This window comes from Flavobacterium pisciphilum (assembly GCF_020905345.1).
Classification (GTDB): Bacteria; Bacteroidota; Bacteroidia; order Flavobacteriales; family Flavobacteriaceae; genus Flavobacterium; species Flavobacterium pisciphilum.
Map to the genome: position 1 here is coordinate 563,148 of NZ_JAJJMO010000001.1, position 17,123 is coordinate 580,270.

The following is a 17,123-nucleotide window of genomic DNA, read 5'->3' on the forward strand; positions in this document are numbered from 1 at the left end:
TAGGAGTCGCTTTGGAATAAACTAATTATTATAGATATGCTTACTCGACAATTAACTTTTGAGTTGATGTATTACCATCTTGCTCTACTTTTATAACATAAACTCCTGTTGGTAGTCTATGAATATTCAATTCTTTGTTTTCTGTTTCGGTTGTGAAAACTACTTTTCCAGCCATATCAGATATTCTAATACTTTTTGAACTAGTAGATGTTGTTTGCACATACACTTTTCCGTCTTTGATTGGATTTGGATATATAACAAACCCTTCGATTTCATTTGTATCTACCCCCAGAGCACAAACTGTTGTTGATATATTTATTGTACGAGTTGCAAAGGTTTCGTTTTGCAATGCATCTTTCGCCGTATAGGTTAAGATGTATTGCCCTGGCGTGCTTACATCAACTGTCCCAGAAACCAATACACCTGAAGTAATATCTACATCTAGGTTGTCTTTGGCAGTATAACCTGCTTCAATATATGGACATCCTTTATCTAAGGATACTACTACATTACCAGTCAGTGTAATTATAGGTTTAGCTCTCTCGATTGTTACTGTCCAATTTTCAATTGTACCATTTTGCGCCATTACATTATAAACTACAGGAAGGGAATAGTTTAATACCGTAAGTCCGCTGTTCTGCAAATAAGTGCCTATACGTAATGTAGCAAAATCGGATATTTGAAAAACTGGAGTCAACGTACTTAAGTTGGCGTTGTTATTAACAAAAACCTTAACCGTTTTTAAAACTGGATCTATTACACTAGCTCCTACTTGATTGGCTACTGAGTACGCTATAAGAGTTGCTTCTGTGTTTTTGGCATTTAAAATTACTGTGTAATTTGTTTGAGAAGCTTTATCCTCTGAAACTACTGTAATCAACAAACTATTAGTATAATCTGAGATAGTTGTTTTTGAGTTTAATTGTTTTACTCCGTCTATATGCAGTTCTGCACCTGGCGAAACCACAAAGTCGGCAATTAAATTAGATACATTAATTCCATACGGTACTGTTTTAGTAGCATTACTACCTACTATATCAGTATTAATATCTGATACTAGTCCTGGATTTGATACAACTGTAAAATTATATGCCATCAATTTGCTCTCTGTACTTAAACCTACGAGTATTTTAATGGTATACACTTCTGAAATCCCTGTATTAAACCCAACTCCTTCTACAGTTAAAGTAACTGGATTTGTATAATCATTTGTTGTAACACCACTTACTTGTGTAACTCCATTTATCTTTGCAAGACTTTGCATTCCTAATGAGAAATTAGCAATGGCATTAGTTATATCTGCTCCATCATTTAACAATACAGTATATGTTTTAGACGCTGTATCATAAGATGCTGAAAGCTGGTTAACAAAATCTAGTTTTTGCAACAAAACTGGTACATTCCAAAATTTCCCATCTCCTATACCGTCTGTATCAGCATTCAATATTACTGCCGTATTATCATTTAGTGAACTATCAAACACAAATTGCTTATCTCCTTCTGAAAAGGAGTAATATGCTACTAACCCTGGCTCATTTCCTTGATATTTTGTCATTGCATTACTTGCAATTGTTGCCTGATCACGAACACCAGCCCAAATACGAACTTCATCTATGTTCCCATTTAAACCACGTGTTAAAGTGGTATTATTTCCTACATAAGCAGGGTTAGCTGTATTAGAATTCGCTGCATTTGCAGTACCAGTACTTGTAAATGGCACTGCTACCCCATCTATATAAACCGTATAGACATTGGCCGCACTTACTGTATAAGCAATATGATGCCAAGTATTTTGTTTAATAGAATTTAATCCTGTATTAATAACATATGACCCTGTTGGTGTAGCTATGGAAAACACAAGGCTATTTTCTTTATATAAAGTAAGATTAGCTGTATTATGCACAAAAACCAATACTGTGCTTTTATCTAAAATTCTTCCAAAAACACTTGGCTGCTTCTGATTTACCCATGCTTCGAATGTATAATTATTAGTAAGGTTTAATACTGGTGTGTTATCAGTAATTACAATGTCATTTACACCATCAAAAGTTCCAGTAACATTTGTAGGGTAATTTGAAGCATGCGTCAATGTCACAGATTTAGAATCATTTGTAATATCGGTATCGCCTGCCAATTGAGTATACACATCTATTACATAATCGCCAGGAACACTTAAATCTGCTTTTGTATTAAAGGAAACAGTAGCTGTTCCAGCTGCAGCAATAGGTCCTGCAACATTTTGAACTACTTCATTTGCTCCATTAATTTTGTATGCTATTGGAAAATTTAAAATTGGAACACTTGATAAATTACGTATAACAGCAGTTACTACAACTGGCGTGTTTCCAGGTTTTGTTGGTGCTGTAATTCTTTCTACACTTGCATTAGCAGTTGTAAATGGCAATACATTAACCGTATATTCTTCTATCTCAAAATCTTCATTTGATGTTGTCAATCCATCAATAGTTGGCCCAAGATTCACATTATAATACTCATTTGGTGAGCGATACATTTGTATCACCCTCATCAATTTTTCGCCCGGCGTAGTATTTGCAGGAATCGTAACTCCTCCTACCAAAGTGAAATTATTTCTAAAATAATGTGTACTCAATGTTGACACAATTCCTGGTGACGCTGTAGTAGACACTGTATTTACCCAAAAATTACCTGCGTAAAATTCATCTGTTAAGTTACCATCTCCATTTAAATCAACAACCATCATTGTAAAAACACCTGGTCTTGTTGTTAAATCTCTTGTAATTGCTTCTCCTGTTCTAACAATCGTTACCTCTGGCTGATAAGTAAATCCTGGGTATACCGGAATTTTTATGTTCTTAAAGTCAGAATAAGCTGTAGTAGCAGATGTATTTACTACATTATCCCACTTAAGTTTAGAAATTGCATATCCATTTGTATTAGTATGAACTGGCAATTCATTATTATTAAAGACTATTTTCTCTTTGTTATTATTAGAATTATTATCGTCTGATACATCAACACCGCTCGTTATGTTATATTCTTTTCCAACAATAGACAAATCTGCTTTTATTGCAAAAGTAAAACTAACTGTTCCATAAGCAGCAATAGCAGGAACAACATCAGTCACTTTTGGCCCTCCATCTACTTGATAAAATACTGGGTAGTTCACCAATGCAACTGGCCCTAAGTTGCTAACTCTAATTGTTACGACACTTTCATTTGTTTTTTTTCCGAGAGCTTCTGGGGTTACAATAGTTACCACACTTGCGTCATTTACAGTTGGTTTTGTAACACAAGTAATATCTGCAATCCAACCTCTTCCGTTTTCGATTTCATCAGAAACAAATCTAAATGTTAGTTCTCCACCTACTGCAGTAGAGGTTAATGATGGTGGCAAGCTATTGCCTGTAAAAGCCCCTAATAATGGAGCGTTTACATTTGGACCATTATAAATATATAAGAAATCATAATCTAGCTCAACATCAAAATCTGTAAAATTCACATTTATACTATTACCAACAGTTCCAGGTCTAAAAGTCAATACTTGTGTTGCTGAATCTTGATAATTATTAAAACGTGTACCTGCATCTGTAAATACTGACGAACAAGTAGTTTTACTAGCAACTGAACCCATTAAAACATCTGTGCCTGCATTAGAAACATTGCTGGTAGCTGTATTATTATCTACTACCACGTCTCCTACATAATTCACATTAGCAACTACTGTATAGATTCCCTGAGTTGAAAAATTTGCTGTTTGTACAAAGCTATAAGATAGCTCACTTAATGGATTAACTGGTCCTGTAATTGTTTCAACCACTTCTGTTCCTCCATTAATTTTATAAGAAACTGGAATATTACTTATCGCAACTGGAGAATGATTAAAAATTTTAATTTTCACTACTTCTGTTGCCGTAAGCCCTACATTCGGAATAAATGAAGTTAATTCTAAATCAGTAGCTGTAGCTTCATAGAAATTGACATTATCAATAAAAACAGAATTATAAACATAGTCATTACTTACTATAATAACATCATTATCACTAACTGCTTCAAAGGCAACACTAAATACTGTACCTGCATAAGCTGAAAAATCATAAATCAATTCAGTATCACCGCTTAATTCTGTTCCTCCATAAACACTTTGGTTTTTATAACTATTTACTGGATTTCCATTGACCAAAACTCTAAAAAAGTTTTTATTAACTGTGCCAACAGTATTCCATAATAAATTAAATTTCATTCTAATATTCTTTCCAGCAAGACTTGTTGCGTCTATATCACAAAAAGATACTTTTTTTATATAATCTGGATTATTTGTAAATGCATTTGCAACTGTACTAACTACCCAAGGAGAAGAAGTTGTACGGCTTGATCCTTGCATTTTTGCACCATCTAACAATTGTGCATCTATATACTCATATTTTACATTTCCAGTTGCTCCATTAGAAAAAACATAATTGGTTGCTTTTCTATTATTAAAATCTTCAAGAAATGGCAAGCTTAAAGCATTTAAAACAGGTTGAGAAACTGGCTCAACATTAACTGCTCTAACTCGTTCGGAAACTATTCCAGTAGCTATATCTACTGTACGAACAGAAAACCAATTATCATCACTTACTGTAAGGTTGTTAAATGTATAAGTCGGATCTGTAACTGTAGCTACAACATCAAAGGCATATCCATTCATTTTTAAAACTTCGTATTTTGCTCCTACAATAGGATCCCAATCCATTTTATAAGATGATGTACCACATACTGATGGCGCAATAACTAAATTTTTAGGCTCTGTAATAATATTAAATACTTCTTTTGAAGCATCTACTTTTGAGCCTGCAATGATTCTGATTTTAGCATTTGCTACTATGCCTGATGGTACTTGCCATGCAAAATTTCTTGCTGCTGATGGAACATCTTTTGCAAGCATTACATAATTAATTCCTCCATCTACAGAATATTCTATAGTAAATGTTTTTGCTTCCCCTTCATAATCCCAACGAATATATTCGGTTGTATCTGGATTAAACTTTTCACCTCCTACAGGATACGTAAGAATTAATTCTGGTGCAACATAATCATATACAACTGAAAATTCCTGACTGTTTAAAGGGATTTTTGCTCCTGTGATTATAATTTTATAAGTCCCCGCTGCAGGGTTATCCAATGTTACTTGCTCAATATTATTCATACTGTCAACTCCTCGTATAGCATTTTCATTAGGAGTTGTTGGATTTAATACCCAAGGTAAAGTTGTAATGCCGTCCTTTACAATTTTAATATCCAAATCATTAACCTGAATCAAACCTGCTCCTGGTGTCCCTGGTAAATCAGAATACGCAAGCATTACTTTTAAAGAAACCAATCCTGATGGAACTACAATTTCTTTTTCAAAAGATGCCCCATTTATAACAGTTCCCGTATAAAACATTTTTTTATCCAACGCTTTAATTGCTCTAAGACCGTTTAAATTTCCAAAACCATATTTATAATCTGGACCTGGATTCCCCTCATCTTTTGCAGTATTTGCGACTAAAGCCTTCATCAATGAAGCTAGTGGTTTCTCTCCATAAATATTTTTATATCTTTCATATAACAAAGCTACTGTACCAGTAGTACCAGGTGTAGCCATGGAGGTTCCGCTCATTATTTGGTATGAATTGCTGTAATCAAGAGAATATACATTTGTACCTACAGCAGTAATTTGAGGCACCAAACGCCCATCAATTGTTGGTCCAAAACTACTATAACTACTAATTAAATCATTTGGATTGTTAGCCGCAACATGCAATGAATTTTTCGAATTCTTTGTCGATGTATTAAATCCTCCTCCAGCTGGATTTGCTGTTTGTGCATTTCCATTAGAATATATATTTAAAAGATAAGTATTCGTTGCTGTAACATAATCATCGCCATAATCTGATGCACTATATTTAAATGTATTAAAACCTGAAGCAAGATTTATTCCATAAGAATTTGATGTGATTTCGATTCCATCTTCTGCAATTGATTTTAATCGTTCACTTGCAACCGACAAACCGTTCGATTGTGTATTAAAATTCCATCCATACATCTGCACTTCTGGAGCCATCCCTTTTGCTATTGGATCTAACAAACCAGCCCCTCCAATAGTTCCTGACACGTGTTCTCCATGCGAAGAGTTAGATTCATATTCTTTTGCTGTAACTCTACCTGTGTGATCTTTGTGTTTTTCAAGATTTCCATCCCAAACACCTACTTTAACCCCTTTTCCTGTTAATCCATATCCTAATCCAGAAATAGTAGAGCCTAAAATATTTGCTTTATGCGAAGTCACTCCTGGTCTATTATCACTTTCTACAGGAGCTGGAATTAAATCTATATTTTGCACCCAATTAATTTTTGCAATTTCTTCTAATTTTTCTTTAGAAACCTGCAGATAAATTTGATTAAATGGCTCTTCAATTCTTATGCTTTTCACAAATAAACTTGACAAATCATGTGAAATTACTTTTGAGTCAACTCCCTTGAAATAACTTACTACTACTTTTATACTATTCCCTTCTAAAGCATAATCTGGAATACTATTATTGGCTAGCATTTTATCCAATTTATATTGTGGATCGACTATAATTGAAGTTCTTATATTATCAGAAATAGCCCCTTTACTATAAAATCCAGGATCTATAGCAGCATAATAAGCATTGTTTGATACATAAGTGAGTAAAGTCACTCCTTGCCTTTTTAATTTTTGTTGTTCTTCTAACGAAGGTATTTTGGTAAATTGTAACAAAGTATATTCCGTTTGTGGACTTTGTTTTTTACTTGTACTCTTCTTAAGTTCTCTAAACTGCTGTTTAAAATTTGCAGTAGTTGAAATTTTATTTCCATTTATAGAAATAGAAAAATCATTTTCAAGTCTATTTTGCGACCATATAGAAATCGCAAAAAGCATCATAATAAAGCTTAGTAATTTTTTATTCATATCTTAAAATATTTGGTTAAAAACGGTAGTTAAAGAGTAAACCTACAAAATAAATCATAAAGAACAAACTATAACCACACCTATATAACTAAATAATAGACACATAACCAACACAAAGCCCATTTATATAGCTAAATCTTGGTATTAACACATAAATAATTAAAACAATTATTTTTAAATCTACACAAACAAAAAGTAAGTAAATACTTACATTAAAATACAACCTTATTTTCTAAAAACTTTTTAGAGTTTAACCATAAAAAAAGACCTATCAAATGTTCTTGATAAGTCTTTCTAATATTGTAATTAAGTAGAGTATCTACTTTGTAGTCTTCTGCTCTTTAACTTTTTCCTGCCAATAATTACTAAGATCATCGTAATTAACTGGATGTGCTGGCGCTTGATATTGTAATCTACCAGACTCAAAAGCACGAATTAGGATTGTTTCTATTAAATAATCTTCATTCACTTCATAAGGAGCATATTCTTTTTTTAAACTTATATCAAAAACATTAGCTGTTGTATTTGCCCAAAATGCTTTCCATCCACTTTTTAAAGTTTTTACTAACTCAAATGTCGTAGTACCAGTTTGGCGATGAATAAGCTTTACTAATATTTGTCCTTGTTTACGAGATAACTTCTTTAGTTTTCCTTCAAATTCATTATTAAGGTAGTCCTCAACAATTTTAAAATATTTCTTTTTCTCTCTGTTTGAAGATAAACGCGCCATTCCTTTATTAAGGGCTACTAACCTATCTGAAGCCAATCTAGCAAATGGAAATGTTTTATAAACTCTATTTTGAAGAATTAAAAATTGCTTTTGAGCTTCGGGATCTAGCTTTTCTTTTGAAATAATAATCTCAGGCAACTGGATCGTATCATTTAATATAGAATCCTTTTCGGTCAAAACATATCCCATTTGTTGGGGATTATTTTTATCGATTTGGGCTTGACCAACAAAAGACGCTAAGAGAAAGCAAAATAAATAGGTTATAAACTTCATTGAGTTATTAATTTGAATGTAAAATTATACATTATATATACAATTGTAATACCAAATTTATAAATTAGGAGTAATAAATTGTATTTAATTATCAATTAAGATGTTAAATACTTTTAAAAGCAGTACTCTTTATTTTGATACTTACTGTTATAAATCTAATAGTATTCGTGGCAACTAAATAAAAAAATCAAAAGAAAAGTTAGCTTGTGGAGTGGTATTAACTGATTTTCTATCAATTTCAAAATTAACTAACTCTTTCTTTTTAACTACAATTTTGATGTTAAGAATCCATTCAATTATCAACAACAAATAATGTCTTTAAAAAGATATTTTACCGTCAGCAATAATATCATTCGTAATTATTCTCAACCCAATATTTTTTCTACCAAAAGTTTTAGAATTGGCTTTGCTTGATTAACATTCGTTTTACATAAATCCTCTAGTTAAAACTATACAATAGAAACTGCAAAAGCTTTTTAACAAGAAATAAATCTGAAGCTGCCAATTATTTGCATTTTTTGATAAATTAAACTTGGTTTAAAGATATTAATATTTACATTTGCTTTATTCTTATTTATTCTAAATAGATTGGTTATTTCCATCTAATAAAAAACAAATCTTGTCAAAAATCAATAAACAATAAATACCTAAATATGAAGAAGAATATTTTTATTTCTTTAGCATTAGCTGCTACTTTATTTGTTAGTGCTCAACAAAAAAACACGTTACTAGAACAATCTTTTTGGAAGACTTCACCAGATGTAACTGCTGTTAAAGCCGAAATAGAAAAAGGAAGCAACCCTTCTCAGCCTAATCAAAGTGCTTTTGACCCAGTTGTTATAGCTATTAATAATGATGCTCCAAATGCAACTATAAAATTCCTTTTAGAACAGCCAGGAAATCCAGTAAATAAAATGACGCATGATAACCGTATTTATTTACACTGGGCAGCTTACAGAGGAAATGTTGAACTTGTAGAATATCTTATTGCTAAAGGTTCTGATATTAATCTTGAAGATAGTAAAGGTACAACCCCAATTGCTTTCGCAGCTAGTAATGGACAACCTAATCAAGCTTTATACGAGACTTTTTTTAAAGCAGGAATTGACCCAAAGAAAAAATATAGAGACGGAGCTAACTTATTATTAATGGCAGTTTCTAATGATAAAGATTTAAGCCTTTCAGCTTATTTTGCAACTAAAGGAATGTCTTTAAAAGATACTGATAACGAAGGAAACACAGCGTTTAATTATGCTGCTAGATCTGGAAATATTACCATTTTAAAGAAGCTTTTAGAAAAAGGAGTTAAGTTTAATGATAATGCACTTCTTATAGCAGCGCAGGGAGCTCGTAGAGAGACAACTCCTTTTGAAACTTATAAATATTTAGTTGAAGAAATTAAAATAAAACCAACTGCAGTAAGTAAATCTGGGGAAAATGTTTTTCATTATTTAGCAGGTAAACCTAATCAAACTGAAATCGTAAAATATTTCCTAGCTAAAGGTGTAGATGCAAACAAAGCAGATAAAGATGGAAATACACCATTAATGATTGCTGCTTCGGCTAAGGATACTGCTGTTTTAGAACAATTCCTTCCAGTAGTAAAAAATATAAATACTCAAAACCTTAAAGGTGAATCTGCTTTAACATTTGCAGTGAAATCTGGAACTCCTGAAACTGTTGAAATTCTTTTAACTAAAGGAGCTGACGTTACGGTTAAAGATAAAGATGGAAATAATTTAGGGGTTTATTTGGTACAATCTTATCGTCCACAAAATGGTCGTGAAGCAGGTCCAGCAAAAGATCCTTTTGAAGCTAAAATAAAGTTACTTCAGGACAAAGGATTAAACTTATCTGAACCTCAAAAAGATGGAAGTACTTTATATCACGTTGCAATTACTAAAAATGATTTAACATTGCTAAAAAAATTAGCTTCTTTAAAGATTGATGTAAATGCAAAAAACAAAGATGGCTTAACTGCGCTACATAAAGCTGCAATGGTTTCTAAAGATGATTCTATCTTAAAATATCTAATGTCTATTGGTGCAAAAAAAGATATTCAAACTGAATTTGACGAAAGTGCCTACGCACTAGCAAAGGAAAATGAAACATTGACAAAAAATAACGTCTCTCTTGAATTTTTAAAATAACATGATACTGTTTGTGATTCTTCTAAATAACAATACGTAATCGCAATACTAAATCCAATAAACAAAGGTAATTACACTATGAAATCAATATTTAAAATAGCTCTTACTGGAGCACTTATCTGCCTACTATCTGTACAAGCTTCTGCACAGGCTTCAAAATACAAATGCATGCTTCAAATGTCTAACTATATGGGAGAAGGTGCCTATATAGTTGTTTCTCTTATCAATGCTAAAGGAGAGTATGAGAAAACACTTTATGTAATGGGAGACGATAAAAAATGGTACAACACTCTAAAAGAATGGAATAAATTTCATTCTAAAAAACCATCTGATAATATTAGTGCTAAAACTGGTGCCTCTGTAACTGGTGGTGACAGAAGCATTACTACAATAGAAATTGAAGATTCTAAAATCAATTCAGGATACAAATTAAGATTTGAAAGTGCTGTTGAAGATCAAAAATATTATGTAAATGATTTAGAAATTCCTCTTACAACTGAAGGGTTAGCTGCTAAAACTGAAGGTAAAGGATATATTCGTTACGTAAGATTAAATAAAATATAATAGCATAGCATATAATGATTCTTTCTTTTTGGCGTTACTCTCACTTGGCTTTGGCTTTGTTTTCTTCTTTGTTTCTACTAGTTGCATCTGTTACAGGTATAATTTTGGCAGTTGATGCTGTACAAGAAAAAACACTTCCTTACCGAGCAACAAATTTTGATACAATAACTCTAGAACAGACATTGCCTGTTTTAAAAAAGCTATATCCTGAAATTACAGAATTAAGTGTAGATCACAATCAATTTGTAACACTTCAGGCTATAGATCAAGACGGTAATGATGTCAATGCTTATATTGATCCATTAACCGCCAAGGAGATTGGTACGCCTTTAAAAAAGACAGAATTTATTCAATGGGTAACCGCTTTTCATCGTTCTTTATTTTTAAAAGAAACAGGACGTTTTTTTGTTGGGTTTATCTCATTTTTACTTTTTTTAATTTCGATTTCAGGTTTTGTACTTGTTGTTAAAAGACAACTAGGAGTCCGTAAATTCTTTTCGAAAGTAACCAAAGATTATTTTTCTCAATACTATCACATTGTCTTGGGAAGATTGAGTTTAATACCAATTTTGATTATTGCGCTCACTGGAACTTATCTAACATTGGAAAGGTTTAACTTTTTCATGGATAAAGAAAAAAAGCAGCAGGAAAAATCAATTACGGTTGCGGAACAAAAAGATGACAAAACATCTATATTCAAACACACTCTTTTATCAGATGTTAAGAAGATAGAATTTCCTTTCTCTGATGATCCTGAAGAATATTATATTATTCAATTGAGTGACCGTGAAATTGAAGTTAATCAGGTAACTGGGGCTCTAGTAACAGAGAAACTTTCTCCAACGAGAACACAATTAGCTCTTTTAAGCCTTAATCTTCATACCGGAAAAACCAATGCTATTTGGGCAATAATTCTTGGAATTACGTGTCTAAACATTCTGTTCTTTATTTATTCTGGTTTTGCAATGACTTTAAAAAGAAGAGCAAGCCGAATCAAAAATAAATGCAAAGCTGATGAAAGTAAATTTATCTTATTAGCTGGTTCTGAAAACGGAAGTTCTTTGCGATTTGCCAATGCAATTCACAAGCAATTGATTGCAAACGGTGAAAAAGTTTTCTTGAGCGAATTGAACAATTTTAAAACTTTCCCCAAAGCAGAACACATTATTATTTTTACATCAACACACGGTTTAGGTGACGCCCCTTCTAATGGAGACAAGTTTGCATCTATCCTAAAAAAACACAATCAAGAACATAAAGTTCATTTTTCTGTTGTTGGGTTTGGATCAAAAATCTATCCTAGCTTTTGCGGTTTTGCTTATGAAATTGATGCTGCATTAGAAAAACAAAATTGGGCTAATCGTTTACTTGAAGTTCAGACTATAAATGATAAATCTGCCGAAGAATTTGTAAACTGGGTTAGATTATGGAGTGATAAAACTGGAATTCCGTTATCTCCAACACCTTCTTTGTATAATGAAGTTCCTAAAGGATTACAGAAATTAACAGTAATAGATAAAACTCTTGTTACTGATTCAGAACATACTTTTATACTTACTTTACGTGCAGGAAGCAGCACCAAATTTACTTCAGGTGATTTACTAGCCGTTTATCCTGCAAATGACAATAGAGAACGCCTCTACTCTATTGGAAATCATTCAGGCAATGTGCAATTAGTTGTAAAACTGCATTCACATGGCTTAGGCTCTAGTTATTTAAATGATCTTGAACTTGGTTCTGTCATTAAAGCAAGAATTTTAAAGAATCAAGCTTTTTACTTTCCTAAAAATTCTCCTAAAGTGGCTTTTATTTCAAACGGAACTGGTATTGCTCCTTTCCTTGGAATGATTGAACAAAATAAAACAAAAACAGAAACTCATTTGTATTGTGGTTTCAGAATGGAAACTGAAACTGTTTCTGGATATAAAAAGTTTGCTGAAACCATGATTCAGAAGCAACACCTTCATGGTTTTCATTTAGCATTATCACGTGAAGCAGAACATTTTTATGTAATGGATTTGATAAACCGTGATGCTAATTTCTTTGTTGATTTATTATTACAAGGTGGTGTCATTATGATTTGTGGTTCATTGGCTATGCAAAAAGATGTAGAAACTGCTCTTGATGTATTATGCCTATCTAAACAAACCAAAAGCATATTGGACTTTAAAAATAATGGGCAAATATTGACTGATTGTTATTAGCAATATCCAAAAGATACTATTCATGCAAACTAATAGAAACTCTATAAAGCAACTTTTATTTTTTTTAGTACTTAGCTGTAGCTTTTATACTCATGCGCAAGCTCAAGTTTTACGAAAAAGAACTACACTCCTCATGGGAAGCCGTTTTGACATTACAATTGTCGCAAACGATTCTCTGACTGCTGAACAAAATATTGATGCTTCTATTGCCGAAATTACTAGAATAGAAAATTTAATTTCAGATTGGAAATCAGATTCACAAGTTTCCGAAGTAAATCAAAATTCTGGAATTCGACCTGTTAAAGTAGATCGAGAAGTTTTTGAATTAACACAAAGAGCAATCCGTTTATCGGAAATGACAAATGGTGGATTTGATGTTAGTTTTGCCGCAATGGATAGAATCTGGAAATTTGACGGATCGATGACCGAAATGCCTTCTCCAGAAAGCATTAAAAAATCGGTAGAGAAAGTTGGCTATAAAAACATCATTTTAGACTCTGTACAATCTACTATATTTCTGAAGATAAAAGGAATGAAAATAGGATTTGGTGCACTTGGAGAAGGCTATGCGGCTGACAAATGCCGTGATATGATGCTAGCAAAAGGAATTAATGCTGGAATTATAAATGGTTCAGGGGATATGAGTACATGGGGGAAACAACCTAATGGTGCGCCTTGGAAAATTGGCATCACCAATCCGTTTAATCCTGAGAAACTCCTAGCTGTTGTACCTTTAGAACAAGAAGCTGTTACCACTTCTGGAAGCTATGAAAAATTTGTTGTTTTTAATGGTAAACACTATTCACACATTATAAATCCTGCAACAGGATATCCTGCAACTGGTTTATGTAGTGTAACTGTTTTTGGTCCTAATGCCGAAATGGCAAATGGTTTGAGCACTTCTATGATGGTACTAGGGAAAAAAGAGGGCTTATTATTCCTTAAAAAGTTTCCTAATTACAGCTGCCTGATGATTACTGATAAAGGAAAGGTTATAAAATCAGAAAACTTCCGTCTCAAAAAATTCAAGGCCAAATTATAGTTTACTAATCATAGCTACTATCTTCTTAAAAGTTAACAAAAACGAAATCTTCTTGTTTGTCTTTCGTCAAAATTAAGTTTACTTTTGCTTATATATACTTTGCATTTAGGCGTTACAAGTATGCGAGAAATTATCCATTAATTACTCTCTTTTGCCTAAACTACTAACTAAAATAGATTACTCACTCAGATAATCCTTTTAAATAAGTTGGTATGGGTATAAAACACAAATTTATAATTTAGAAAAAAATATTTTTATGAGTACAAAATCAATCTTAAACGATACTTCAATTGCTTTTCTAGAAAGCTATCTTAATAACGCTTCTCCTACTGGTTATGAAAGCGATGGTCAAAAAATTTGGATGGATTACTTAAAGCCTTATGTTGATACTTTTATTACTGATACATACGGAACTGCAGTGGGTGTTATAAACCCAGACGCTCCATATAAAGTAGTTATTGAGGGGCATGCAGATGAAATTTCATGGTATGTAAACTATATTACTGATGACGGATTAATATATGTGATTCGAAATGGTGGATCTGATCACCAGATTGCTCCATCAAAAAGAGTTAATATTCATACTAAAAAAGGAATTGTTAAAGGAGTCTTTGGATGGCCAGCAATTCATACAAGATTACGTGATAAAGAAGAGGTTCCAAAAATCAGCAATATTTTTATTGATTTAGGTTGTGAAACCAAAGAGGAAGTTGAAAAAATGGGAGTTCATGTAGGTTGTGTAATTACCTATCCTGACGAATTTATGATTCTAAACGAAAATAAATTTGTTTGTCGTGCTATCGATAACAGAATGGGTGGTTTTATGATTGCCGAAGTAGCTCGTTTGCTACATGAAAACAAAGTAAAACTTCCATTTGGATTGTACATTACAAATTCTGTTCAAGAAGAAGTTGGTTTGCGTGGTGCTGAAATGATTACCAAAACTATCAAACCTAATGTAGCTATTGTTACTGATGTTTGTCACGATTCAACTACTCCTATGATTGAAAAGAAAATTGAAGGGGATACAAAAATTGGTTTAGGACCAGTTATTACTTACGCACCTGCTGTACAAAATAATTTACGTGAACTGATAATTGATGCTGCTGAAACTAATAAAATTCCGTTTCAACGTTTAGCATCTTCTCGTGTTACAGGAACTGATACTGATGCGTTTGCATACAGCAATGGTGGAGTAGCTTCAGCTTTAATTTCTCTTCCATTACGATACATGCACACTACTGTAGAAATGGTTCATCGTGATGATGTAGAAAACGTAATTAAATTGATTTACGAATCATTACTTAAAATTGAAAACGAAGAAACTTTTTCTTATTTCAAATAAAATTTAAAATAGCTTCTTAATTAAAAAACCCCACAAATCCTGATTTAGATTTATGGGGTTTTTTATTAAAACTAACCTTAACTTTAATATCATATTATTAGTCTCTTTTTAAAAGTGCAACAGCATCTTTTGCATTAGACAACTCAGCATATTTTAATGCAGTAAAACCTTTTTCATTCTTTGCTTTAATATTTGCTCCATTTGATAACAAAATTTTTATAATCTCAACTTGATTATATCGTGCTGCAGTCATTAATGGAGTCAACTCATTTGATATTTTATTGACATCTACTCCATATTCAATAAACTTTTTAACTGTTTCGATATCCCCTTTTCTTATAGCTGTATTTAATGGTGCTGAATCAAAAGATGAAACAATAGCTTTGTCATTAATAAATGATTTTTGAACTGAATTTGAAGCTAAAGAAACATTAACAAAAGCTACTAAAGCTACTCCTAAATAAACGATTGAATTTTTCATGGTGATTGTTTTTTGATTGATGATTTTTGATTTTTTGAATTTCTATTAATTCTTATACAAATATATATTTAAAATTGGTATTATGCATTACAAGGTACTTTGTTTTAACTAATAATTAACATTTACTTAAAATTAGAGGCGGAACTTTAAATTATTGTTTTAAAATACAAGCGACTCTACTATAAAGACGCCTAAATAAAAAAAATGTTACACAATTTTAAAATAAAATAAGAGTCTGAATGTCAAATATTTAATAATTTTAAAATAACAAACCCAAAGCCCCAATAAAAACAACACCTCAAGTCTAAATTTAAGAATTGAGGTGTTGTTTAATTTAAGTTCATTATGATTAATATTCTTTTAAAATGGCTACGGCATCTACTGCTTTAGAAACTTCAGCAAATTTTAAAGCATTGTAACCATTATCGGCTGTAGTATAAGGATTAGCTCCTTTTGAAAGCAAAAATTTAATAATCTCTACTTTATTATATCTTGCTGCGGTCATTAATGGGGTAAGTCCTCCTGAAAACTTATTAACCTTAGCCCCATTTTCAATAAGCTTTTTAACTGTTTCTAAATCCCCTTTACAAATTGCATCATTTAATGGACTTACATCATAACTGATGTGCATATCGTTACTAAATGATTTATAATTTGAACCTGAAGCTAACGTCACATTTGCAAAAGCGACTAAAGCTACTCCTAAATAAATGATAGATTTTTTCATGATGATTGATTTTTGATTGATGATTATTAAATTCTAATACAAATATATAATTAAAAACAATAGTATGCATTACAAGGTATCATGTTTTAAAAGTAAAACATTCTTTAAATTGAAATTTTAACATACCTCGTATTATAACAAAGACAAAAACATTTATTATAGGACACACAAAAAAAATAAAAGTTACACATTTATATATAAAAAAACCTCAAATTGAAATTTGAGGCCTTCTACTACAATTTTAAATTAAAGCTATTTTTTAAGGATACTTTTTAAAAGTTCTACAGCATCTTTTGCTTTTGAAACTTCAGCATACTTCAAAGCAGTATATCCTCTCTCATTTTTAGTATCTAAGCTTGCCCCTTTTGAGATCAAGAACTTAATAATTTCAACTTTATTATAGCGAGCCGCTGCCATCAATGGAGTCATTCCATTTAATATTTTATTTACATCAGCTCCATAATCAATAAATTTTTTCACTGCTTCAATATCACCTTGACTGATTGCAACATTCAAAGGACTTCTGTCATAATTTTGAATAATGTATTTGTCATTAATGTGTGATTTAAAATTAGTGTTTGATGCATTTGCATTAGTCACTAAGGCAACTAAAGCAATCCCTAAATAGACGATCGACTTTTTCATGATGATTGATTTTTGATTGTTT

General features: G+C 31.8%; 10 protein-coding genes. 5 read left to right on the top strand and 5 right to left on the bottom strand.

Annotation, left to right across the window (positions count from 1 at the left end):
* Positions 1-40: 40 nt before the first annotated feature.
* Together LNQ49_RS02430 and LNQ49_RS02435 are read right to left on the bottom strand one after the other, a co-directional pair.
* The gene (locus tag LNQ49_RS02430) at positions 41-6,940 is read right to left on the bottom strand and encodes a S8 family serine peptidase (RefSeq protein WP_229987191.1); all 6,900 of its coding nucleotides are present in this window, start codon (positions 6,938-6,940) and stop codon (positions 41-43) included.
* Positions 6,941-7,259: 319 nt separating this feature from the next.
* Positions 7,260-7,943, bottom strand: a complete 684-nt coding sequence (locus tag LNQ49_RS02435; RefSeq protein ID WP_229987192.1) for a DUF4294 domain-containing protein — start codon at positions 7,941-7,943, stop codon at positions 7,260-7,262.
* Between the two features lie 653 nt (positions 7,944-8,596).
* Here LNQ49_RS02435 and LNQ49_RS02440 point away from each other — a divergent pair.
* From LNQ49_RS02440 to LNQ49_RS02460, 5 genes are all read left to right on the top strand, one after another.
* The gene (locus LNQ49_RS02440; RefSeq protein WP_229987193.1) at positions 8,597-10,093 is read left to right on the top strand and encodes an ankyrin repeat domain-containing protein; all 1,497 of its coding nucleotides are present in this window, start codon (positions 8,597-8,599) and stop codon (positions 10,091-10,093) included.
* A 78-nt stretch (positions 10,094-10,171) separates the two neighbouring features.
* A complete protein-coding gene (locus LNQ49_RS02445; protein WP_229987194.1) occupies positions 10,172-10,657 on the top strand; it encodes a DUF2271 domain-containing protein in 486 nt (161 codons plus the stop codon).
* A 14-nt stretch (positions 10,658-10,671) separates the two neighbouring features.
* Positions 10,672-12,861 carry a PepSY domain-containing protein gene (locus LNQ49_RS02450; RefSeq protein ID WP_229987195.1) on the top strand — a complete coding sequence of 730 codons (2,190 nt, stop codon included), beginning with the start codon at positions 10,672-10,674 and terminating at the stop codon, positions 12,859-12,861.
* Positions 12,862-12,883: 22 nt separating this feature from the next.
* Positions 12,884-13,903 carry an FAD:protein FMN transferase gene (locus tag LNQ49_RS02455; protein WP_229987196.1) on the top strand — a complete coding sequence of 340 codons (1,020 nt, stop codon included), beginning with the start codon at positions 12,884-12,886 and terminating at the stop codon, positions 13,901-13,903.
* Positions 13,904-14,159: 256 nt separating this feature from the next.
* Positions 14,160-15,248, top strand: coding sequence for a M42 family metallopeptidase (locus tag LNQ49_RS02460; protein ID WP_229987197.1), 1,089 nt, complete (start codon positions 14,160-14,162; stop codon positions 15,246-15,248).
* 97 nt (positions 15,249-15,345) lie between these two features.
* Here LNQ49_RS02460 and LNQ49_RS02465 read toward each other — a convergent pair whose 3' ends face one another.
* From LNQ49_RS02465 to LNQ49_RS02475, 3 genes are all read right to left on the bottom strand, one after another.
* Positions 15,346-15,729 carry an ankyrin repeat domain-containing protein gene (locus LNQ49_RS02465; protein WP_229987198.1) on the bottom strand — a complete coding sequence of 128 codons (384 nt, stop codon included), beginning with the start codon at positions 15,727-15,729 and terminating at the stop codon, positions 15,346-15,348.
* A gap of 349 nt (positions 15,730-16,078) precedes the next feature.
* On the bottom strand, positions 16,079-16,456 hold the full coding sequence (locus tag LNQ49_RS02470; protein ID WP_229987199.1) for an ankyrin repeat domain-containing protein: 378 nt from the start codon (positions 16,454-16,456) through the stop codon (positions 16,079-16,081).
* 252 nt (positions 16,457-16,708) lie between these two features.
* Entirely contained in the window at positions 16,709-17,101 is a 393-nt protein-coding gene (locus LNQ49_RS02475) for an ankyrin repeat domain-containing protein (RefSeq protein ID WP_229987200.1), read from the bottom strand.
* Positions 17,102-17,123 lie beyond the last annotated feature (22 nt).

What these genes read in the sequence shown, in the direction of transcription:
- LNQ49_RS02430 (WP_229987191.1), bottom strand. Translation starts at nt 6,940, where the DNA reads ATGAATAAAAAATTACTAAGCTTTATTATGATGCTTTTTGCGATTTCT.
- LNQ49_RS02435 (WP_229987192.1), bottom strand. Translation starts at nt 7,943, where the DNA reads ATGAAGTTTATAACCTATTTATTTTGCTTTCTCTTAGCGTCTTTTGTT.
- LNQ49_RS02440 (WP_229987193.1), top strand. Translation starts at nt 8,597, where the DNA reads ATGAAGAAGAATATTTTTATTTCTTTAGCATTAGCTGCTACTTTATTT.
- LNQ49_RS02445 (WP_229987194.1), top strand. Translation starts at nt 10,172, where the DNA reads ATGAAATCAATATTTAAAATAGCTCTTACTGGAGCACTTATCTGCCTA.
- LNQ49_RS02450 (WP_229987195.1), top strand. Translation starts at nt 10,672, where the DNA reads ATGATTCTTTCTTTTTGGCGTTACTCTCACTTGGCTTTGGCTTTGTTT.
- LNQ49_RS02455 (WP_229987196.1), top strand. Translation starts at nt 12,884, where the DNA reads ATGCAAACTAATAGAAACTCTATAAAGCAACTTTTATTTTTTTTAGTA.
- LNQ49_RS02460 (WP_229987197.1), top strand. Translation starts at nt 14,160, where the DNA reads ATGAGTACAAAATCAATCTTAAACGATACTTCAATTGCTTTTCTAGAA.
- LNQ49_RS02465 (WP_229987198.1), bottom strand. Translation starts at nt 15,729, where the DNA reads ATGAAAAATTCAATCGTTTATTTAGGAGTAGCTTTAGTAGCTTTTGTT.
- LNQ49_RS02470 (WP_229987199.1), bottom strand. Translation starts at nt 16,456, where the DNA reads ATGAAAAAATCTATCATTTATTTAGGAGTAGCTTTAGTCGCTTTTGCA.
- LNQ49_RS02475 (WP_229987200.1), bottom strand. Translation starts at nt 17,101, where the DNA reads ATGAAAAAGTCGATCGTCTATTTAGGGATTGCTTTAGTTGCCTTAGTG.